Origin of the sequence: Burkholderia ubonensis, assembly GCF_902833085.1 — a bacterium.
In the GTDB taxonomy this organism is placed as follows: domain Bacteria; phylum Pseudomonadota; class Gammaproteobacteria; order Burkholderiales; family Burkholderiaceae; genus Burkholderia; species Burkholderia ubonensis.
Map to the genome: position 1 here is coordinate 723,183 of NZ_CADFEB010000001.1, position 20,868 is coordinate 744,050.

The 20,868-nt window shown below is 67.5% G+C and carries 23 protein-coding genes; 11 read left to right on the forward strand and 12 right to left on the reverse strand.

Annotated elements, in window-relative coordinates; translation table 11 throughout:
- Window positions 1-86 precede the first annotated feature (86 nt).
- From HWX31_RS03195 to HWX31_RS03210, 4 genes are all read left to right on the forward strand, one after another.
- A complete protein-coding gene (locus HWX31_RS03195; protein ID WP_174962330.1) occupies window positions 87-1,301 on the forward strand; it encodes a porin in 1,215 nt (404 codons plus the stop codon).
- A 213-nt stretch (window positions 1,302-1,514) separates the two neighbouring features.
- Window positions 1,515-2,753: an ABC transporter substrate-binding protein gene (locus tag HWX31_RS03200; protein WP_174962331.1), complete on the forward strand. Its 1,239-nt coding sequence runs from the start codon at window positions 1,515-1,517 to the stop codon at window positions 2,751-2,753.
- Between the two features lie 34 nt (window positions 2,754-2,787).
- Window positions 2,788-3,657: a carbohydrate ABC transporter permease gene (locus tag HWX31_RS03205; protein WP_059612642.1), complete on the forward strand. Its 870-nt coding sequence runs from the start codon at window positions 2,788-2,790 to the stop codon at window positions 3,655-3,657.
- Window positions 3,627-4,505: a carbohydrate ABC transporter permease gene (locus HWX31_RS03210; RefSeq protein WP_244143634.1), complete on the forward strand. Its 879-nt coding sequence runs from the start codon at window positions 3,627-3,629 to the stop codon at window positions 4,503-4,505. The genes HWX31_RS03205 and HWX31_RS03210 overlap by 31 nt, the downstream gene beginning before the upstream one ends.
- Window positions 4,506-4,599: 94 nt before the next feature.
- Here the strand turns inward: HWX31_RS03210 and HWX31_RS03215 are convergent, their stop codons facing one another.
- The gene (locus HWX31_RS03215) at window positions 4,600-5,634 is read right to left on the reverse strand and encodes a LacI family DNA-binding transcriptional regulator (RefSeq protein WP_174962332.1); all 1,035 of its coding nucleotides are present in this window, start codon (window positions 5,632-5,634) and stop codon (window positions 4,600-4,602) included.
- 7 nt (window positions 5,635-5,641) lie between these two features.
- Between HWX31_RS03215 and HWX31_RS03220 the strand changes: the two genes are divergently transcribed.
- The 3 genes from HWX31_RS03220 to HWX31_RS03230 all read left to right on the forward strand — a co-directional run bounded on the left by HWX31_RS03220 (window position 5,642) and on the right by HWX31_RS03230 (window position 8,065).
- A complete protein-coding gene (locus HWX31_RS03220; RefSeq protein ID WP_174962333.1) occupies window positions 5,642-6,568 on the forward strand; it encodes a phosphatidylinositol-specific phospholipase C in 927 nt (308 codons plus the stop codon).
- Between the two features lie 270 nt (window positions 6,569-6,838).
- Complete coding sequence (locus HWX31_RS03225) at window positions 6,839-7,261, forward strand: hypothetical protein (RefSeq protein ID WP_174962336.1); 423 nt, start codon at window positions 6,839-6,841, stop codon at window positions 7,259-7,261.
- A gap of 231 nt (window positions 7,262-7,492) precedes the next feature.
- On the forward strand, window positions 7,493-8,065 hold the full coding sequence (locus HWX31_RS03230) for a GNAT family N-acetyltransferase (protein ID WP_174962338.1): 573 nt from the start codon (window positions 7,493-7,495) through the stop codon (window positions 8,063-8,065).
- Here the strand turns inward: HWX31_RS03230 and HWX31_RS03235 are convergent.
- The 6 genes from HWX31_RS03235 to HWX31_RS03265 all read right to left on the reverse strand — a co-directional run bounded on the left by HWX31_RS03235 (window position 8,038) and on the right by HWX31_RS03265 (window position 13,521).
- Window positions 8,038-9,099: an alkene reductase gene (locus HWX31_RS03235; RefSeq protein ID WP_059660929.1), complete on the reverse strand. Its 1,062-nt coding sequence runs from the start codon at window positions 9,097-9,099 to the stop codon at window positions 8,038-8,040. The two genes, HWX31_RS03230 and HWX31_RS03235, sit on opposite strands and share 28 nt — an antisense overlap.
- A 43-nt stretch (window positions 9,100-9,142) precedes the next feature.
- Complete coding sequence (locus HWX31_RS03240; protein WP_010089687.1) at window positions 9,143-9,451, reverse strand: ArsR/SmtB family transcription factor; 309 nt, start codon at window positions 9,449-9,451, stop codon at window positions 9,143-9,145.
- Between the two features lie 140 nt (window positions 9,452-9,591).
- Complete coding sequence (locus HWX31_RS35230; protein WP_341829909.1) at window positions 9,592-10,887, reverse strand: IclR family transcriptional regulator; 1,296 nt, start codon at window positions 10,885-10,887, stop codon at window positions 9,592-9,594.
- 153 nt (window positions 10,888-11,040) lie between these two features.
- Window positions 11,041-11,862: a GntR family transcriptional regulator gene (locus HWX31_RS03255; RefSeq protein ID WP_174962340.1), complete on the reverse strand. Its 822-nt coding sequence runs from the start codon at window positions 11,860-11,862 to the stop codon at window positions 11,041-11,043.
- Between the two features lie 44 nt (window positions 11,863-11,906).
- On the reverse strand, window positions 11,907-12,812 hold the full coding sequence (gene murQ / locus HWX31_RS03260) for an N-acetylmuramic acid 6-phosphate etherase (RefSeq protein ID WP_174962341.1): 906 nt from the start codon (window positions 12,810-12,812) through the stop codon (window positions 11,907-11,909).
- Between the two features lie 217 nt (window positions 12,813-13,029).
- Window positions 13,030-13,521 (reverse strand): GNAT family N-acetyltransferase, encoded by a 492-nt coding sequence (locus HWX31_RS03265; protein ID WP_341829910.1) that lies wholly within the window; start codon window positions 13,519-13,521, stop codon window positions 13,030-13,032.
- 127 nt (window positions 13,522-13,648) lie between these two features.
- Between HWX31_RS03265 and HWX31_RS03270 the strand changes: the two genes are divergently transcribed.
- Complete coding sequence (locus HWX31_RS03270; RefSeq protein ID WP_174962342.1) at window positions 13,649-14,299, forward strand: GntR family transcriptional regulator; 651 nt, start codon at window positions 13,649-13,651, stop codon at window positions 14,297-14,299.
- Entirely contained in the window at window positions 14,296-15,543 is a 1,248-nt protein-coding gene (locus HWX31_RS03275) for a dicarboxylate/amino acid:cation symporter (protein WP_415493468.1), read from the forward strand. Before HWX31_RS03270 ends, HWX31_RS03275 begins: the two co-directional genes overlap by 4 nt.
- 488 nt (window positions 15,544-16,031) lie before the next feature.
- Here HWX31_RS03275 and HWX31_RS03280 read toward each other — a convergent pair whose 3' ends face one another.
- Window positions 16,032-16,307, reverse strand: a complete 276-nt coding sequence (locus HWX31_RS03280; RefSeq protein WP_174962343.1) for a DUF4148 domain-containing protein — start codon at window positions 16,305-16,307, stop codon at window positions 16,032-16,034.
- Between the two features lie 59 nt (window positions 16,308-16,366).
- A complete protein-coding gene (locus HWX31_RS03285; protein ID WP_174962344.1) occupies window positions 16,367-16,711 on the reverse strand; it encodes a DUF4148 domain-containing protein in 345 nt (114 codons plus the stop codon).
- Between the two features lie 239 nt (window positions 16,712-16,950).
- Here HWX31_RS03285 and HWX31_RS03290 point away from each other — a divergent pair, with 239 nt between their 5' ends.
- Together HWX31_RS03290 and HWX31_RS03295 are read left to right on the forward strand one after the other, a co-directional pair.
- Window positions 16,951-17,448, forward strand: a complete 498-nt coding sequence (locus HWX31_RS03290; protein ID WP_232428334.1) for a sigma-70 family RNA polymerase sigma factor — start codon at window positions 16,951-16,953, stop codon at window positions 17,446-17,448.
- Window positions 17,448-18,233, forward strand: coding sequence for an anti-sigma factor family protein (locus tag HWX31_RS03295; RefSeq protein WP_174962346.1), 786 nt, complete (start codon window positions 17,448-17,450; stop codon window positions 18,231-18,233). The genes HWX31_RS03290 and HWX31_RS03295 overlap by 1 nt, the downstream gene beginning before the upstream one ends.
- Window positions 18,234-18,329: 96 nt before the next feature.
- Here HWX31_RS03295 and HWX31_RS03300 read toward each other — a convergent pair whose 3' ends face one another.
- The 3 genes from HWX31_RS03300 to HWX31_RS03310 form a co-directional block, all read right to left on the reverse strand.
- Window positions 18,330-18,671, reverse strand: coding sequence for a cupredoxin domain-containing protein (locus HWX31_RS03300; protein ID WP_045565185.1), 342 nt, complete (start codon window positions 18,669-18,671; stop codon window positions 18,330-18,332).
- Window positions 18,672-18,688: 17 nt separating this feature from the next.
- The gene (locus HWX31_RS03305) at window positions 18,689-19,633 is read right to left on the reverse strand and encodes a metallophosphoesterase family protein (protein ID WP_059612616.1); all 945 of its coding nucleotides are present in this window, start codon (window positions 19,631-19,633) and stop codon (window positions 18,689-18,691) included.
- Window positions 19,634-19,809: 176 nt separating this feature from the next.
- Entirely contained in the window at window positions 19,810-20,688 is an 879-nt protein-coding gene (locus HWX31_RS03310) for a MurR/RpiR family transcriptional regulator (protein WP_174962347.1), read from the reverse strand.
- Between the last annotated feature and the right edge of the window lie 180 nt (window positions 20,689-20,868).

Below are 20,868 nucleotides of genomic sequence, written 5' to 3' on the forward strand. Positions count from 1 at the left end.
GGAATTTTCGCTGGATAGAGTCCCGTCACCACATCATCAATCCCATCGCTTCGCTCTGCGAAGCAATGGACGAAAGGGGACGGGACATGACGATCGGAACAAGAAGACTGGCCGCCGCCGTGGCAGCAGCGGCTTCGTGCATGCACGCGCATGCGCAGACCTCGGGCAGCGTGACGCTCTACGGCACCGTGGATACCGGCATCATCTACTCGACGAACCAGCAGTTCACGCGCGCGGACGGCAGCGTCGGCGGCGGTCATGCGTGGCAGATGGGCGGCGGCAACCTCGTGCCGTCGCGCTTCGGCTTCCAGGGCGCGGAGCCGCTCGGCGGCGGGCTGAACGCGGTGTTCACGCTCGAACAGCAATTCCTGTCCGCGAACGGGCAAGCGTTGCAGGGCGGCACGGCGTTCAGCCGGCAGGCATGGGTCGGCCTGCGGCAGGACGGCGTCGGCACGCTCGGCCTCGGGCGGCAATACGACTCCTATACCGACATGCTCGGCGCGTACGTGTCGAGCAACAACTGGGCGACGCCGTACGGCTCGCATCTCGGCGACGTCGACAACCTGAACGCCGCGTTCAACTTCAACAACGCGGTGAAGTTCACGAGCACGGATTTCAACGGCCTCACGTTCGGCGGCACGTTCAGCTTCGGCGGGCAGGCCGGCAATTTCTCGGCGAAGCGCGGCTATGCGCTGGCCGTGTCGTACAACCGCGCGCCCGTGTCGCTCGCGCTCGGCTACCTGAACCTGCGCCAGCCGCTCGATGCCGCACTTGGCGGCGCGAACGGCTATATCGGCGACTTCGCATGCAGCAACCCGGGCGCGATGTACTGCCTGCTGCAGGACGCCGCATCGATGCGCGCGTTCGGCGCGGGCGGGTCGGTGGCGCTCGGCAACGCGACCGTCGCGCTGACGTATACGCATACGCGCCTCGGCGACAGCCGCTATTTCTCGACGTCCGCGCAGCCGCGCGCGCAGGCGTTCACGTTCGACATCGGCGAGCTGAACCTGTCGTACATGTTCTCGCCGGCGTGGCAGGGCGCCGTCGCGTACATCTTCAACGCCGCGCATACCGACGGGCGCGGCACGACGCGCTTCCATCAGGTGAACCTCGGCACGAACTACCAGCTGTCGAAGCGCACCGCGCTGTATGCGGTCGCGATCGGGCAGCTCGCGAGCGGCTCGGGGCTCGGCACCGACGCGAACGGCAACGCGGTGAACTACGCGCAGATTCCGGTGCTCGCGAACAGCAATTCGAGCCGGCAACTGGCGGTGATGGCGGGGATTCGCGTGAACTTCTGACGGCATGACGGCATCGGCGAGCCCCGCGTGATGGTCCGCCCGATCAGTTATAGGTCATCGCGCCGGGCTGCGGCCGCTTCGGCGCGATGCCACAAATTCGTAACGATCAACGTGAACAATGGCGTTCGTTTCAGGCGGCTCGATGCGCCGCCCGCGTTGCACACGTGTGCAACGGATTGCCGTTTCGCCACCACGCTGATCGTGAGAGAGACCATGACCCTGCTGAGCCGCCTGCGCGCGCTGTCCGCCGCCGTTGCGCTTTCCGTCTTCGCGTCGCATGCCGCCGCCGCGGACCTCGTCATCGCCGGCCGCGACGACATCTACGGCAAGGGGCTGGCCGACGCCGTCGCCGGCTTCAACAAACTGCACCCGGGCACCGAGATCGAGCTGCTCAAGCTGCCGAACGCGAACCTGTACCAGAAGCTCAAGCTGTCGATGCGCGAAGGCACGGGTGCGTACGACCTCGTGATGATGGACGACACGTGGGCGCCCGAATTCATCGGCAACGGCTGGCTGAAGCCGCTGCCGGCGACGCTCGCCGACGCGGACCTGGTGCCGTCGACGGTCGCGCTCGGCCGCAACGCGGCGGGTGCGCTGTACGCGCTGCCGATCGTCGGCAACGTCGAGATGTTCGCGTACCGCAAGGATCTGCTCGCGAAATACAAGCTGCAGCCGCCGCGCAACTGGGACGACGTGCTTAAGATCGCGCAGACCGTCGGCGGCGCGGACAAGAGCGTGTCCGGCGTCGTGTTTCGCGGCACCAAGGGCAACCCGGTCGTGACGGGCTTCCTGCCGATCCTGTGGGCGTACGGCGGCGACGTGCTCGACCGCGCGGGCAACGTGACGATCGATTCGCGCGAGGCGCAGGCCGCGCTGAAGACCTTCCTCGCGCTGAAGGCGTCCGCGCCGAAGGACGTCGACGTCTATGGCGCGGCGGAAGTGCGCGATGCGCTGCAGCGCGGCGCCGCCGCGCAGGCGATCGAGGTGTGGCCCGCATGGGTGCCGGCGCTCGACGATCCGAAGCAGTCGCGCGTGGTCGGGCAGATCGCGCTGCAGCCGCCGCCGGGGCAGACCGCCGGCCCCGCGCCGATGCTCGGCATCTGGCAGATGGGCATTCCGAAGGACGCGCCGCACGCGAAGCTCGCGCAGGACTTCCTCGCGTACCTGAGCTCGCGCGACACGCAGACGCGCCTCGCCGGCATCGGCATTCCGCCGACCCGCCGCAGCGTGTTCGCCGATCCGGCGCTGGTGCGCCAGTACCGCTGGTATCCGGATCAGCTGAAGGCGCTCGAAGCGGGCCGCGCACGGCCGCGCGTGAAGGACTGGCAGCAGATCGAGAGCATCCTCGGCGATCAGCTGCAACTCGCGCTGACAGGGCAGGCCGCGCCCGACGCGGCGCTGCGCCAGGCGCAGCAGAAGATCGCGCAGGCGCTCGCGGCGGCGGGCAAGTGACCCTGCGCGCCTGTTCGCAGCGGGAGCGCCGCGCATGAAGGCGTTCTCGCGCAGCCTGCCGTTCGTCGCGCTGCTCGGGCCCGCGCTGCTGGTGCTGGCCGGTCTCGCGCTGTATCCGGTCGTGCAGGTGCTGATCGATTCGTTCTGCCACGTCGACTACACGGCGGGCCGCCGCGCGTTCGCGGGCCTCGCGAACTATCGCGCGGTGCTCGGCGACGACGCGTTCACGGCCGGCTTCGGCAACACGCTGCGCTTCACGATCGCCGCGTCGCTCGTCGAGGTCGCGCTCGGCTTCGGCCTCGCGCTGCTGTTCGTGCGCGCGTTTCCGGGCCGCCGCATCGCGCTGCCGCTCGCGATCCTGCCGATGATGCTGTCGACGCTCGTGTGCTCGGCGATCTGGCGTAACTGGCTGAACTTCGACGGCTTCCTGAACGCGCTGCTCGCAGCGCTCGGCGTGGAAGGCGTGCGCTGGCTGTCGGACCCGCATCTGGCGCTGTGGTCGCTGATGCTCGTCGACGTGTGGCAGTGGACGCCGATGGCGTTCCTGATCGTGCTCGCCGGGCTGCAGTCGATTCCGCAGGAGCTGTACGAAGCCGCGCGGACCGACGGCGCGAGCGAATGGCAATGCCTGCGCGACATCACGCTGCCGCTCGCCGCGCCGCAGATCGGGCTCGCGCTGCTGCTGCGCTCGATCGACACGTTCAAGCTGTTCGACAAGGTCTATGCGCTGACGGGCGGCGGCCCCGGCAACGCGACGCAGACGCTGTCGACCTATATCTACGACACGGGCTTTCGCTTCTTCAACGTCGGGCCGGCGAGCGCCGCGTCGGTGCTGATGCTCGCGGCGTCCGCGCTGCTGGTTTCGGGGTACGTATGGCAAACGGTTCGCAAGCGGCGCGCGTGACGGCGCACGCCGGACGCACGCAGCGTCGGCCCGCGTTCGCACCGGCGGTGCCTTGGGCGCTGCGCGCCGTCGCGCTCGCGGTGTTGCTGCTGCCGTGCCTGTGGATGGCGGGCGCGGCGTTCATGCCGGCGCTCGAGAGGCTCGACCACCCGCTGCGGATCTGGCCGGCCGCGCCGACCTTCGAGCATTTCGTGTCGGTGTGGACGAGCGGCATCGGCGGCCCGCTGCTCAATTCGCTGCTGGTCGGCTTCGGCACGACGCTGGTCGCGTTGACGCTCGCGTTTCCGGCCGCCTATGCGCTCGTGCGCCTGCGCTTTCCCGCGCGGCTCGACCTGCTGTTCCTCGGGCTCGTGCTGGCGCTGAAGCTGATGCCGCCGATCACGATCGCGGTGCCGCTGTTCGCGCTCGCGAAGCGGCTGCATCTGCTCGATTCGACGCTCGGGCTGATGCTCGCGTACCAGATCTATGCGCTGCCGATGGCGATCTGGATGCTGCTCGCGTTCGTGCGCGACGTACCCATCGACTACGAGGAAGCCGCGTGCATCGACGGCGCGGGGCTCGCCCGGCGGCTCGTGCAGATCGTGCTGCCGCTGTGCGCGCCGGGGCTGATCGCGACCGCGATTTTCGTGTTCATCGCCGCATGGAACGAATTCCTGATCGCGCTGCTGTTCGTGTCGACGCCGAGCCGCTTCACGCTGCCGCTCGCGATCGCGGGCTACGTGACCGAGAACGGGATCGACTGGGGCGACCTGATGAGCGCGGGGTTGATCGCGTCGCTGCCGACGCTCGCGGTTGCCGGGTATGTGCAGCGCTATCTGCTGCGCGGCTTCGCGGGCGGGTTGAAGTGACGCGAGCGGGCGCGGCGTGCACATCGCGGCGCCGTGACGGCGGCCGGCCGGCACGCGATCGCGCCGCCCATGCCGCGCGAATCCGCGCCGGGCGCTATTCGCAACTGTGACGCGGCACGCATTCGACCGGCACGATGCGCGTGCGCGATTCGCCGTCGGCCATGCCGTCCTGTGCGTCGATCCGCTCCGTCAGCATGTCGATCGCGGCGTTTGCGAGTGCTTGGGTGTCCTGTCGAAGCGTCGTGAGTCGATACACGTCATACGCGGCGGCGGGAATGTCGTCGAAGCCGATCACGCGCAGGTCGTCCGGCACGCGCAGGCCGAAGCGCTGCCGCGCGGTGTCGATCACGCCGAGCGCGAGCAGGTCGGACGAGCAGAACACGCCGTCCGGGCGCGCGTCGCCGGCGAGCAGGCGTTGCGCGGCCTCGACGCCGCACGCATAGGTGTCGGACGACGTGTCGTGAATGCGCACGAGCGCCGGGCCGCCGGGTTCTCCGCGACGGAGCGCTTCGGCGAACGCGTCGGCGCGCGATTTCGCGCTGTAGCTCGTGTCGCGCGGCCCGACGAACGCGAGCCGGCGCGCGCCCGCCTGCGCGAAGAGACGCGCGGCGTGGCCGGCGCCGTCCGCGTTGTCGCTGACGACGACGTCCGCGCCCGGCAGGTTCGCCGCGCGGTTGATCATCACGACCGGAATCCGGTGCGCGAGGTACTGGCGCGCGACCGACAGCGGCGGCGACGCGGACGTCATCACGAGCCCGGCGATCCGGTAGCTGAGCAGCCGCTCGAGCGACTGGCGGATCTGGCGCGGGTCCTCCGCGTTCGTCACGAGCGGCGTGAGCCCGCGATGCCCGAGCGCGGCCATCAGGTCCGACAGCAGCCGCGCGCGAAACGGATTCTCGAAGCCCGCGGTAACGACGCCGATCATGCTGCTGCGCTGCGTGATCATGTCGCGCGCGATCAGGTTGACCTGATAGCCGAGCGCACGCGCCGCGCTCATCACGCGCTCGCGCGTTTCGGGCGCGATGCTCGCGCTCGGCGAGAACGCGCGCGACACCGCCGAGCGCGATACGCCGGCCCGCGCCGCGACGTCGGACGCGGTGATCCACTGTTTTTTCTGTCTGTCTGCCATCGACTCAATGATCCATTCGCACCACGATCCACGCCTGCCGCTTGCCGACTGGATGTCGACGCTCGACGACGGGCGATCGCTGCATACCCTGACCGTACCGGGCAGTCATGACACCTGTGCGTATACCGTCGACGATGCGCTCGTCCGCACGCAATGTGCGCCGCTCGATGCGCAGCTGATGCACGGCGTGCGGATGCTCGACATCCGCTGCCGGCACGTGCGCGACGAATTCGAGATCCATCACGGCGGGATCTCGCTCGGCATGACGTTCGACGACGTGCTGGCGACCTGCGCGGATTTTCTTGCTGCGCATCCGGGCGAGTGCATCGTGATGTCGGTGAAGGACGAATGGCCGGCGCACGCGTGCCGCCGCGGCTTCGACGCGACGTTCGACGCGCATCGCGCGCGGCATCCGGGGCTGCGCTGGCATGCCGGCGGCGCGATTCCCGCGCTCGGCGACGTGCGCGGCGCGATCGTCCTGTTGCGACGCTTTCGCAGCAGCCGCCCGCTCGGGATCGACCTGAGCGCGTGGCCGGACAACATGACGTTCACGATCGACCATCCGGACGCGGCGTTCGTGATCCAGGACGAATACCGGGTGCCGGTCGCGGCGTCGATCGAACACAAATGGCAGGCGGTCGACGCGCTGCTCACGCACATGCCGTCCGCCGACAGCGGGCGCTGGGCGATCAATTTCTGCAGCGGTACGGGGATGGGCGCGAATCCGTCACGCGTTGCACGCGGCGACGGCAGGATGAAAGGCATCCACGCGCGGCTCGCGCAAAGGCTGTGCACGCATCACGGGCCGTGCGGGATCGTGCTGCTCGATTTCTGCGACGACGATGACTGGGCGCTCGTGCGAGAGCTGGTTGCGCGCAATCATGATGCGGGTGTGCGAATGCCGGCGCGGTCATGCCGTTTGCTCGTCCCATGACGAACGGCACAACGCACGTGTGACCACGAGCGTGACGAGCGGCCCATTTTGCTCGCCGGAACGGGCAGCTAAGTTAGAACCATCCGCGGTCCCGGATCGGCTCGACCGGAGCGGGTTGCAACGGATACCTGAGCACTTCGTGTTCCAGACCGGCAGTCGAGGAAAGCGCTCGATGGCTGGAATCATGCCGGCCGATGCAGGTTGCCGTGGAGCTCCTCTCCGCGGTTTCGAGACCGATATCCAGGATGAAAGACTTCAAGGAGAAACACCATGCCGAGGCTCGTCAACATTAGCGCCCCCCACGCCGTGCAGGTCTGGGGATTTCACGGTCTGATCGACGACACGCACGTGGCTGCAGCACTGATGGCCATCGCGGCCAAATTGCGTGGCGAAGGCCACACGATTCACATCATGTCGGGGACCCACGGATGCTGCAAGGGGATGGTCGGCGCCGTTGGAAGGCCTGAGCCGGAGTTCGCGAAGGAAGATCGGGATCTGCCTGCTCCGAAGACGGGGGACAACAAGCCGATTGCCGTCGTCGTGCATGAATTCAACACCGCAGCGCTTCCTGCACAGGATCCCAGGGGCGAGGCGACGAGGCGGCTGAACGTCAAAATACGAGAGATCGACGGCGCCGCCCCGGGCGCCGGGACCTATCTTCTCGCCTACTGCTGCAGCGCAGGGGAGGAATAACGCGTTTGCGCTGCGCGGACGCTCGCGCCCCGGGGGCCGCGAGCGCGCAGCCGGGGCAATCGCCTTGCCGATCGACATCGCGAGCAGGAATGGCAGCACGTCTCGCACGCCGTTCGCGAGCACGTGCGACGAGCGCGGACAATGTCATGCGGACCTCGTGTGCGGGGCGTTCGAAACGGGTGAGGTTTCGATTATAGTGACGCGTCTTGCAATCCGCCTACGCCCGACACCATGACCGCACCTGTCCGAATCCGCGTTGCCACGCGCGACGATGCCGCCGCGATGGCCGCGGTGGAAGTCGCCGCCGCGCAGCGCTTTCGCGAAATCGGCATGACGCACATCGCCGACTCCGGGCCGACCGCCACGGCCGACGTGCTCGTGCGCATCGACGCGGGGCGTGCGTACGTCGCGACCGACGCGCACGGCGCGTGCGTCGGCTTCGCGTTCTACCGGCTGCTGGATGCGCACCGGCTGTATCTCGAGGAACTGGACGTCGCGCCGTCGCACGCGGGGCAGCGGATCGGCGTGCGCCTGATCGAACAGGTGACGGCGCGCGCGGTCGCGGACGGCGTCGCGCAGATCGTGCTGTCGACGTTCCGCGCACCGCCGTGGAATGCGCCGTACTACCGCCGCCTCGGCTTCGCGGACATCGACGATGCCGCGCTCGACGAGACGCTGCGCCGGATTCGCGCGCACCACGTCGCGCTTGGCCTCGACGAGACGCAGCGCGTGTTCATGCGCCGCGACCTGCGCGCTGAACACGCGGCGGGCGGCCGTCAGGCCGCGTCGCTGAGCGCCGGATAGTCGGTGTAACCCGTTGCGCCTTCCGCGTAGAACGTTTCCGGCACCGGCTTGTTGAGCGGCGCGTCGAGTTCGAACCGGCGCGGCAGGTCGGGGTTCGCGATGAACAGCTGGCCCCATGCGATCGCATCGGCGTCGCCGCGTTCGAGCACCTGTTGCGCGGTGTCGAGCGTGAACTTCTCGTTCGCGATCAGCGGGCCGCCGAACGCTTCCTTCAGCCGCGGGCTCAACGGGTCGCCCGTGTACGACTCCCGCGTGAAGATGAACGCAATCTTGCGGCGGCCGAGCTCGCGCGCGACGTAGCCGAACGTCGCGGCCGGGTCGGAGTCGCCCATCGTGTGCGCGTCGCCGCGCGGCGCGAGATGCACGCCGACGCGTCCGGCGCCCCACACGTCGATCGCCGCGTCGACCACTTCGAGCAGCAGGCGCGCGCGGTTCTCGATCGGGCCGCCGTATGCATCGGTGCGGCGGTTGGTACTGTCCTGCAGGAACTGGTCGAGCAGGTAGCCGTTCGCGCCGTGGATCTCGACGCCGTCGAAGCCGGCCGCCTTCGCGTTTTCCGCGCCCTTGCGGTATGCGGCGACGATGCCCGGAATCTCGTCGAGCTCGAGCGCGCGCGGCGTCACGAACGGACGCTGCGGCCGCACGAGGCTCACGTGGCCGCCCGCGGCGATCGCGCTCGGCGCGACCGGCAGCGCGCCGTCGAGGAAGATCGGGTCCGAGATCCGGCCGACGTGCCAGAGCTGCAGGACGATGCGGCCGCCCGCGTCGTGCACGGCGCGCGTCACGCGCTTCCAGCCCTCGACCTGCTCGTCGGACCAGATGCCCGGCGTATCGGCATAGCCGACGCCTTGCGGCGTGACGGACGTCGCTTCGCTGATGATCAGGCCGGCCGACGCGCGTTCGGCGTAGTAGCGGGCCATCAGGTCGTTGGGGACGCGCACGTCGCCTGCGCGGGCGCGGGTGAGCGGCGCCATCACGATGCGGTTCGGCAGGGTCAGGTCGCCGAGGGTGACGGGGTCGAACAGGGTGGGCATGGCGATTTCCTTTTCATGGAAGGCGGGACGGGGCGGCGCGCGCTCAGAGTTCGCGGCGCATGGCGTCGAGAAACGCGTCGATGACCGCTTCGTTGCGCTTGAAGAACGCCCACTGGCCGATTCGGGTCGACGTCACGAGCCCCGCGCGCTGCAGCGTTGCCAGGTGCGCGGAGACCGTGGATTGCGACAGCCCGCAACGCGCGTCGATCTGCCCGGCGCAGACGCCGTGGTCGTACGGCAGCGTCTGGTCCGGAAAATGCGCGGCCGGCGTTTTCAGCCAGTCGAGGATTTCCCGGCGGACGGGGTTGGCGAGCGCCTTGAGGATCGCGTCGATGTCGAGGTCGGTCGGCATGGGGGGAGGTTCGTTCAGGCAAAAGAGCATCGTCGATGGGCGAATCTTATATCGGAATTTGACGATATGTGGGAAGACACTGATCTCAATGGGGGTGATAGTTTTTCGCAGGGAGGGGCGGTGGTCGCCGGCGGACGCGATTACGGCCCCGGACGCACGTCGCGCAGCAGCGTGGCCAGCTCGATCGCGGCCTGCTTGAGCGCCGGTGCGATGCGGCGCCGGATCGCGTCGACATCCGGTTGCGGCTCGACCGCGCCGCAGCTCAGCGCCATCAGCGTCTTCGACACCCCGATGCGGACCGGCAACGCCATGCTCCACGCATCGCGCTGATTTTCGCCGAGCGACAGGCAGACGCCGGTCGCGCGCAGGTCCGCGAAGGCCGCTTCGATGCCGGCCGCGATCGCGTTGGCCTGCGGGCCGGCCGCCCCAATCAATTGCGCGACCTGGCGTCGCCGCAACGGGTCCGGCAGCCCGCACAGCCAGGCGCGCCCGATCGCGGTCGTGCCCATCGGCACGAGCGAGCCGACGCCCATCCGCGGCGTGGCGATCCGCGCGCCGGACCGGTGCGCGACATACAGCATGTCCTGGTGGTCGGACACGGCGAGCGCGACGGACGCGTCGAGCCGGTCGGCCAGTTTCTGCATGAACGGCTGGGCGAGCGGTGTGACCGGATTGGCCGCGAGGTACGCCTGGCCGATGCCGAACACGTTCGAGCCCAGCTCGAAACGAGCGTCGCCAGCGACACGGCGGAGGAAGCCGAGGTCGACCAGCGCCGACGTCAGGCCTGACACGGCCGATCTCGGCAAGCCGGTCCGCGACGCCAGCTCGCCGTTCGTCAGCGGCGCGCGGTCGGCATGAAACGCGCGCAGCACCTGGAGCCCGCGATCGAGGGGCAGCGTGACGGGGCTGGATGGGGACATGCCGATTCCCGGCTTGCGTGGCAAGGCCGACGCCGATGCGTGCGACCGGGCGCTCACTCGCTGGTCGCGAGTCGCGCTTGCAGCACCTGCGCTGTCCGGGACGAGCACATCGACGTGGTCCCGCGCGCCGAGCAGCACGCCGGTATCGGACGCGTCTGCCTGGATGCCGGGATCGGCGACGGCCGCGTAGCCGAGCGACAGCACGGCGGGCGCGAGCGCGTACTTTCGGCTCGAATCGTCGTGATGCAGGTAGCCGAGCGCGATCAGCGACTGCAGCAGCCGCGACACGGTCGGCGCGGGAATGCCGGTTTCCAGCGCGATTTCCCGGTTTCCGAGCCAGCCCTTGTCCGGTCCGAACGCGCACAGGATCGCGAGGCCGCGCGCCAGCGGTGTCGCCGTCGCGTCGCCTTCCGCGCGCTTGTCGCGGGGCCGCTTCGGCCGGGCAGGGTCGACACCGTGCGGACCATTGCGCGACCGCGTGCCGGCGTCGTGCGACAAAGGTCTGTCGGAATGCATGGCGGTCTCCGTATTCTCCGTCCGGGCCGGACCTTGAACCGGCGCGGCGCTTCGTGCGGGTAATCCTCGAATCCTACTATGGCATCGGCGGATCGGGCCGCGTGCTAGGGGATGCCCCATCAGGGTTCGCGCACGCATCGCGCCCCTCGGCCTTCACTCGTGATCGAGCACCGCGACGTAGTCGTAACGGTCTCCGCGATACAGCGTGCGCGTCAGTTCGAGCGGGCATCCGTCGCTCGAGAACGAGCGGCGCTCGATGGACAGCACGGGGTCGCCCGCGCGGATGCCGAGCAGCTCGGCGTCGCGGGCCGACGCGAGTTCGGCGCGCAGCCGCTGGACCGCGCGCACCGGATGGACATCGGCATCCCGCAGTGCGCGGTACAGCGAGTCGCCGAAGTCGACGGCGTCGCTCAGCAGATTGGCGGGCAGCGTCGCGCGTTCGATGGCCATCGGCACCGCATCGGCCGTCCGGACGCGTTCCAGGCGGATCACGCGCGCGTGCGGCGCGAGCCCGAGCGCGAGCAATTCGTCGGGCGACGGCCGGTCGAGCTCGCGGCGCAGCCATTGCGAACCCGGCTGGAGGCCGCGCCGCTGCATGTCGTCCGAGAAGCGGGTGACCGGCGCAAGCTGCTGCTCGATGCGCGCGGCGACGAACGTGCCGGCGCCGCGCCGGGATTCGATCAGGCCCTGTCGCGTCAGCTTGTCGATCGCGCGCCGGACCGTGTCCCGAGACACCTGGAAGCGCTCGGCGAGGTCGCGTTCCGGCGGCAGACCCTCGCCGGTCTTCAGCTTGCCGTCGACGATGGCCTCGCGCAGCAGGCGGGCGAGCCGCATCGATATCGACGATTCGGTTCCGCTGCCATTGCCGTCGCCGGGCGCGCGGAGTGCCGCCACCTGCTCGGCGTCGAATAATTCGGTACGGTCGGCCGCTCTCGCGCGCGGTCGGCCGCGCGCATTCGGATTCGAAGGTTTCATGTCGGGGTCGGAGATCGGGTGGGCGGCGCGCAGCGCAGCGCACGTCAAGCGGGCCCGGTTTGCGGGAGCGATGCGAGCGCCTTGCGGATCGAGCCGCCGGCCGCGCCGGCGAGCCGTTCGGCGCCGGCGCGGTCGATGCCGGCGACGAGCATCAGGATCGCGATGCGCGGACGGTTGCCCGCCTGTTCGAGCGCGCGCTCCGCCGCGTCCGGCGGCACGCGGGCCGCCTGCGACACGATGCGGATCGCGCGTTGCCGGAGCTTGTGGTTGTGCGCCTGGACGTCGACCATCAGGTTGCCGTACGTCTTGCCGAGCGCAACCATCGAGATCGTCGACAGCATGTTGCAGATCATCTTCTGCGCGGTGCCGGCCTTCAGCCGCGTCGAGCCCGTCAGCACTTCCGGGCCGCAGTCCACCTCGATCGCGACGTCGGTCAGCTTGCCCGCCTCGCTGCCGACGTTGCACGCGACGCAGACGGTGCGGCACCCGGTGTCCCGTGCATGGCGGAGCGCGCCGATCACATAGGGCGTGCGTCCGCTCGCGGTCAGCCCCACGACCACGTCGTTGCGCGTGAGGCCGATCGCTTCGAGATCGCGGCGCCCGAGCGCGTCCGAATCCTCGGCGGATTCGTTGATGCCCGCGAAGCCGCCCGCGACGATGCCGACGATGTCGCCGGGCCGCGTGCCGAATGTCGGCTGGCACTCGAGCGCATCGAGATAGCCGATGCGCCCGCTGTTGCCGGCCCCGATGTAGATCAGCCTGCCGCCCGCCCGCAGCGCGTCGGCGATCGCGGCCACGCCGGACGCGATCGCGGGCAGCGCACGCGCGACGCACGACGCGACGCGCGCGTCCTCCCGGTTCATCAGCGCGAGCGCTTCGCCGATGCCGAGCGCATCGAGATTCGCGCTTTGCCCGTTGGGCTGTTCGGTGACGAGGTGCTCGAGACGCATGGCGGTGTGCCCTTCCTGAAGCGGTCCGTTAAATAATAATTGGTATGGTCGAAATTGAAAGCAGGTATGGCGACGGCGGCGCGTTACGCCGTCACGCGACACGATGCCCGTGGGCGTGGCGATATTTGGTACGGTCCAATTATTGCGAATGCGACCCTGTCGGCTGAGCCTGCCGACGCCGGCGGATCGACGCGCGCGCCACGCCGTCGTCGCGGTGTCAACGCGTCACGGGATACTTCATCAGATAGAACTTCAAGTCCGGGCGAGTCGGCATCGAGAACGGCGACGAATCCGTGATGAAGCCCAGCGCCCGGTAGAAGTCGCGCGCGGATTCGCGCGCCGTGCACCACACCAGCTCCGCGCCGGCCTGCCGGGCCCGGCGGATGCTCAGGCGCACGAGGAGCTGGCCGAAGCCGAGCCCGCGCATCGGCGGGGTGACCGCCATCCCGCGAAGGCGCCACGCGCGCGGCGCCGGGTCGTCCTTCAGGCGCTCCTCGCAGATCGATGCGACCGCAACGATGTTCGCGTCATCGCGAACGGCGAAATGCACGGTCGTCGGATCGTGATCTCCCGGTAACGCGCACGCGTGCTCATCTCCGACCAGCAAAACCGCAGCCCGAAGCGGGTAGGTCTGTTCCGCCAGAATCTCTGCAATAGTGAACAATGCTCCTTTTGGGGGCATGGGTTTTTTCCTTTCCTTTTTGGGCACTGGTTTTCAACCACACTACGAAATTTACCGCACTCGCACAAATTACAGTTGCCGGAATTCGAGCGGAAGGATAATCTCACACCCGGCCGATTCGATTTAAAAACAACCAGTGAAACTGTGATCGCAGATGACGGGGAAAATATTGACCAATGCCGAGAGCGCCTACGAGGAGATTCGCACGCGAATCTTTGACGGCCGGCTCACGCCTGGACAAAAGATTTCTCATCGCGGCCTTGCCGACGAACTCGGTTTCGGTCAGATGCCGGTTCGCAGCGCGCTTCATCTGCTCGAGGCCGAAGGGCTCGTCACGGTCGTCGGAAAGAGCGGGACGTACGTTACGTCGCCCACCAACGACGACCTGCGGGAAATCTACGAAATGCGGCTGGCGCTCGAGAGCACCGCGGCCTATCTGGCGGCCCAGCGCGGGGCGACCGACGGGCTCAGGGAGTCGGCCGAACGCATGAGCCGGATTCTCGACGCGGATAGCGGCGACATCATGCTCGAGCAGCGCGTGGGATGGGTATTCCATCAGGAACTGTTCGCGGCGGCGAAGAACCCGCGAATCTCGACGGCATACGAATTATTGCGCGGGCAGACCCTCGCGCTCAATGAATTGCCGCGCGGCGATGCGGAAACGGTGCGTCGCGGCACGATCGAGCATCTCAGGATTTATCAGGCGATCGTCAATAAAGACGGCGAACTCGCGCGGCAGCATATGTGGAATCACATCATCGACGGAACGCCCGCGCGAATCAAACTAATCCGGGCACAACAATGAATAACGAGACCAATAAATCCTTGCTTCCGATCAAGATGTTCGCCGGCCTGGTGCTCGGGGGCGCATGCGGCGTATTCCTGCCGGACGTGGGTTCGAAGCTGGGATTCGTTACGGCGATTTTCGGGCATGCGATCAAGATGGTCGTCATGCCGCTGATTTTCCTGTCGGTGACGGTCGGCGTGTTTCGCGCGCGGCAGCAGCGCGGCCGGCTCGGCACCGTCGCGACGCTCAGCGTCGTGTTCTTCGTCGTGATGACCGCGCTGGCGGCGGCACTCGGGCTGCTGCTCAACTGGGCGTTCCGCCCCGGGCTCGGCGCGAGCCTGGCCCAGACGGGCACGATGCCGGCGCATCTCGCGTCGTCGATCGACTGGATGCAATTCGTGGTCGACCTGATTCCCGCCAACATCGTCGCCGCGCTCGCCGCGGGCAACTCGCTGCCGGTGCTGGTGTTCGGCGTGCTGCTCGGCTCCGCGCTGGCCGCGGTCGCGGATCGCGCGGAACCGGCGATCGCGGTGTTCGAGGCGCTGCTGGCCGGCCTGTTCAAGCTGGTCGAGTGGGTGATCGCGTGGTCGCCGCTCGCGATCTTCGCGGCGCTCGCGCTGCTGTTCTCGACCAAGGGCATCGCCGCGCTCCATCCGCTCGTCAAGCTGCTGGGCGTCGCGTACCTCGGCATGGCGATCCTCGCGATCATCCTGACGGCGGTCATCAAGGCCACGGGCCATTCGCCGCTCGCGGTGATCAGGAAGGTGCGCGAGCCGCTGATCCTGGGCTTCACGACGCGCTCGTCGGAGATCACGTTTCCGCTTCACCTGAAGAAGCTGACCGAGATGGGCGTGCCGCGCGGCGTCGCATCGACGATCCTGCCGCTCGCGTACATCTTCAACCGCGACGGCGCGGTGCTCTATACGGCGCTCGCGGTCGCATACCTCGGCGACGCGTACCACATCGTCTGGACGTGGCCGGTCGTGCTGATGATCGTGGTCCTGACGATCATCACGATCGACGGCGCGGCCAACGTGCCGTCCGGCGCGATCGTCGCGATCACCGTGATCCTCACGTCGATCGGCCTGCCGGCGGACGCGGTGCTGCTGATCCTCGGCGTCGATGCCTTCTTCGACATGGGGCGCACCGCGCTGAACGTCTATGCGAGCACCACGGCCGCGACCGTCGCCGTGCGGCTCGCGGGCCCGGATCATGCGCAGGACGAGGCCGAACTGCGGCAGCCGAATCGGCAGCACGCGTGACGCCGGCGTCATGACGGACAAACTGATGCAGGAAGCAGGAAGGATGTAGAGAGGCAGGGCGGTCGTCGCTCGTGTTGAGAGCGCAGGCGACGACCGGAATGAAACGGCCGACGGACATGCGTCCGTTGGGCGGCAGCCCCCGGATCGTTGCGGATTGCCGGGAGCGCGCGCACCAGTCGGATCGACGCGGCCGCGACGTTACTATCTGCGATCACAGTTTTTTTGGGAAGTTTCAACGGTTCTCACTCGGCACGGGTTCCATGTCTCGTGTCCCGCCTGACGGCGTTTACTGCCTGGTTGGCGCCTCGGATTCGTCAGGCGGCTTTACCGCGCGCTTCTTCTCCTCGGGAGAAGCGCGCGTCTTTTATACCGATCTCTTCGAGCGCCGTAGCACGGCTGCTCGGGGAGACACCTCCGTGAGCAGGTATCGACCCGGCGGAACGGCCGGGTCGGATCTGCGAATCTCCCGTCGCCGGCGTCACGTGCCGCTACCTGCCGGCTTGCGCGGGCAGGCCGGCTGACGGCGTGCTTGCGTCGCCCGCCGCCGATCTCGCTGCCCGCTGCGCGGCGACTTTCGCCTCCGCCGCCTGAATGTCCGCTGGGTACGTGCCCTGGTCGCCGGCGGACGGATCGTAGCCGGCGGCTTCCAGTTCGTAGAGTTCCTCCAGCACCTGCGCGCGCGTGAGCGGCGCGGGTGTCTGGGCCGATGCCGCATCGCCGGCAAACAGCGCGGCGACGATCAGCAAACCGATCGGGTGTTTCATGACGGTGCTCCAGAATCCGTGAATGCAATGGCGAGCAGGCGACGAACGACGCGCGCGTCTCAGCTGCCGAAATACGGCGTGCAGAAGCTGACGGGCCCGACGCACGCCGCGTCGCCCGGTGTCGCGGGCGCACGCGCGCGTTTGCCCGCATCGGCCGACCCCGCGGCCTGACTGCCGGTTCCGCTGCGTTCGGGCGCGGCCTGCATCCGGTCCACCTGCGTTTGGTATAGCGGGCTCACATCGGGGTACGACGCGTCGGTCACGAAACGCAGGCCGTGGTTCTCCGCGTCGATCAATTCCTGACGGACTTCCGCGCGCGTCCTGCCTTGCGCCGAAGCCTGCGTGGCAAAACCGGCGGCGCAAAGCATCGCGATGGAAACGCCGACCAGCAGAGGCTTGTTCATGTCGAGCTCCTTAGAAAGTGAAAACGGTGCGTGCTGCAATCGTTCCAACTTCGCGGCGGGCGCGTTTATTCCGCTCGTACGGAATCCTTGAAAAAATCGCCCGCATCCGCACGGCATGCGGACGACGGGAATAGAAGCCGCGTATCGGGAGTTATCACTTGTGCGGTGTGGTTTCGATCAAGTGACGATGCGGGTGCGGAATGGACGAGCAGACTTCTGTCAGGCGCTTCGATGTGCTGATGTCGCCTCACATGCATGCCGCGTACAACGTCGCCCGATGGCTTGCCCGCAACGACCAGGATGCGCAGGACATCGTTCAGGAAGCGTATGTCCGCGCGTTCAGGTTCATCGACAGGTTCGACGGCGACGATGCGCGCGCGTGGTTGCTGAGCATCGTCCGCAACGTGTTCTTCACGTGGTATCGGCAGAACCGGCGCCGCACGGCCGAATCGCTGTCGCTCGACGATGACGACGCCGCGCCCGAATTGAGCGACGAAGGCTGCCTCAGTCCCGAGACCCTGCTGATGCGCGCGCAGGACCGCAGGCAGGTCGTCAAGGCGCTGGAGAGCCTGAGCGTCGAGCACCGCGAGGTCGTCGTGTTGAGGGAGATCGAAGGGTTCTCGTACAAGGAAATTGCGAGCATCGTCGGCGTGCCGATCGGCACGGTGATGTCGCGCCTCGGGCGCGGGCGCCGGCAGCTCGCCGCGATTCTCGTGAACATGGGCCAGGAGGCGTGATGGATCATCAGCAAGCATGCGACGTGCTCGCGGCATACGTCGACAACGAGTTGAGTCTCACCGAAAGTGCGGCGCTCGAGCGTCACCTGGCCCGCTGCAACGCATGCCGGAGCGCACTCGAGATCCAGCGGCGCGCGAGCGCGCTGCTGAAGTCGGCCGACCTCCGGTTCGGCGCGCCTGACGCATTGCGCGTGCGGATCGCGGCGGATCTGCGTTCCCGTCGATCCGTCCGCCGGCGCCTGTCCGATTGGCTGCGGCCGTGGAAGACGACCGGCATGCCGATCTGGGCGCCGGCGGGCGCGCTGGCCGTCAGCGCGTTGGCGCTGACATGGAGCGGCGTGCTCTGGCTGTCGGTTCCGACGGCCGACGAGCAGCTCCGGACGGAACTCGTCGACAGCCATGTGCGCTCGCTGCAGCTGGATCATCTGACCGACGTCGTGTCGACCGACCGGCATACGGTCAAGCCGTGGTTCGACGGAAAGATCGATTTTGCGCCGCCGGTGCGGGATCTGGCGCAGGACGGCTATCCGCTCGTCGGCGGGCGGCTCGATTACGTGGGCGGGCGGACCGTCGCGGTGCTCGTGTATCGATACCAGCGCCATCCGATAAACGTATACGTGTGGCCAAGAAACGGCGCCGCCGGGCAGCCGCGCATCGACGAGCAGCAGGGTTATCACGTTGCGCGCTGGTCGGCCGGGCGAATGAACTACCGGGCCGTCACCGATGCGGGCGCTGCCGAGCTCGGCGGGTTCGTCGAACGGTTGCGCGCGGCGGCCGGATCGTAGGCGTTCGCAGGCGCACGACACGTGCGCCGCGACGCATGCCCGATTGCGGCATGCGTCGTCCGGCATGGATCGCGGTGAAGCGGCTTACTGCACCGCTTACTGCACCGTGATCGTTTCCTTCATGAACGGATGAATTCCGCAGAAGACCTTGTAGACCCCCGGCTTGTCGAACTTGTAGGAGTACGTTTCGTCCTGGTCGAGTGCATTCGAATGAAAGATGCCCGCGTCGTTGACGATGGTGTGCGGTTCCGCATCGAGGTTCTTCCAGGTGAGCGTCGTGCCGGCCTTGATCGTGGTCGACATCGGCGAAAACATGAAGTTCTTGATGGTCACGAGCGGGCCGCCCGCGCTCTGCGCGAACGCCGCGCCGGGCGACACGGACGCGGCCGCGCAGAGCGCGAGCGCGACGAGGGTGCGGGGCAGTGCACGATTCTTCATGGTGGTCTCCTTGCCGCTTACGCGAGCGTGGTGTCGTGAAGCGCCGACGCCGCGGGATGGCCGGCGAACCCGACGGTCGTCACGCCCAGCATCTTCGCGAGCTGATCGTGCGGCACGGTGAGCGGCACCGGGCCGGGGCCGTTGCCGGCGGTCGGCTGCGGGAATGCGGTGGAACGCGCGGTATGGAACGTGATGTTGCCTTCCACCTTGGAGACGATCTGATGGATGTGTCCGTTCAGCACGGTGACCGAGCCGAAGCGCCGCAGCATGCCGACGACCTGCGGCGCATCGCCGGTTCCCCAGCCCCACGGCTCGTAGATCGTCCACATCGGCATGTGCGAGAACACCACGATCGGCGTGCTCGACGATTGGCCCTTGAGATCCTTTTCCAGCCAGGCGAGCTGATCCTCGCCGAAGCTGCCGAGCCCGTTGGGCTTGAAGTGCATCACGTTGACGAGCCCGACGAAATGCACGCCGTCATGGTCGAAGCTGTAATAGCCGCGATTGTCCGACGCCTTGCCGAACCGGCTGAAATATTCCGCGCCGGAGCCGTCGGTGACGTCGTGCTCGCCCGGAACCGTATGGAGTTCGGGGATGGACAGGCCGGACAGGAGCTGGGACGCGAGATCGAATTCGGACGCCTTGGACAGGTGGGTGATGTCGCCCGTGTGAATGACGAGGGCGGGTTTCGCGGGCATCCCGTTGACGAGCGCGATCGTCTGCTTGAGCGTGCCGGCGACGTCGGGATTGGCTTCCTTGTTGAAGCCGATGTGCGTGTCGCTGATCTGCAGGAACAGCGGTCGCCCCGCATCGGCAGGGCGGGCGCCGCTGTCCTGCGCGAGCGCGAGGTCGAACGGCGTCAGGATGCCGCCCGACAGCGTGAACAGCGTGCCGAGACCGCCGAAGGCCATGCACTGCAGGGCCCTGCGGCGCGACGGGCGGGTAGGGTTCGATGAAGACATGTCAGCCTCGCAATCGTATGACGGAACCGGACGGCCGGATCGTCCGGGAATAAACCGGCGCTTCCGCGTGAGATACCGGCGCGGCGACGGTTTTATTCCCGCTGATTGCGAGGTACGGCGAGGTCGGCGGCCGGAGCCGGCGGCCTGCGAGGCGTTGCAATCGCTTCAGATGGCGATCATTCGGGCAAATCGCGCTGGTTCGTATCCTGTCCGATTCCGCCCGTGTTGAGATATTCGATCTTCTCCATCCGCTGCCTCGCCAGTTCCGGATGCCGGTTCGTCACGCCGATCACGAGCGCTTCGGCGAGCGCAAGCGCGGGCACGTTGGTCTGCAGCATCGCGAAAGGGCGCCCCTGGATCCGCAGCACGATCTCGGCGAACTCGCTGATCGGCGAATTCCATTCGTCGGTGATCAGCAGAATCCGGGTGCCGAGCCGGTGCGCGGCTTGCGCGAACCGGATGCTGTCTTTCTGGTAACGGCGAAAATCGAAGATGACGAGCACGTCGTCGGCACCCATGTCCGCCAGTGAGACCGAGGCCAGGTTGACGTTCGGTTCGACATACTGAACATGCGGGCGTGCGTAGGCGAGGGTAAAGGAAAACAGCGAAGCGAGCGGCGCCGTGTAGCGCCCGCCGCCGCAGAAGATGCGGATCTCCGGCTTCGCCAGCAGCGTCACCGCTTCGTCGAAGGCGGCCGCGTCGAGACCTTCGATCGTGGTGGCCAGCGACCGCGAGAGCCGTTGAAAGATTGCCGAATGACTGTCGCGCATGCCGGATGCGGAGTGGAACGCATCCATCCGCGCGAGCGGCGAGTTCATCGCGGTGTCGATTTCGTCGTACAGCGCCTGCTGGAACGACGAGTAATTGGGAAAGCCGATTCTGACGACGAAGCGAAAGACGGTCGGGTCGCTGACCTCGGCCTGCTTCGCAAAGTGTGCGATGGGCCCCAACCCGAGACTGGGATAGCGATCCAGCAGCGCGTGCGCGACCTTCTGTTCCGACGGCGTGAAGCTATCCATCTGGGATAACAGCAACGCCCTGATGCTCGTCCCCATCGGGCACTCTCACTTTCTGATTCGAATGACAAACGGCAGACCTGCGTCCGCCGGCGAACCCACGCATGTTAGCCCATCGGTGGACGGGAATCGGGCCGCCGGCCGAAATTTGAGGGACGCATCGGTCTGTGGCGTTTTGATGCTTGATTGTAATAAATCAAACATCCGGTGCGGAGTCTT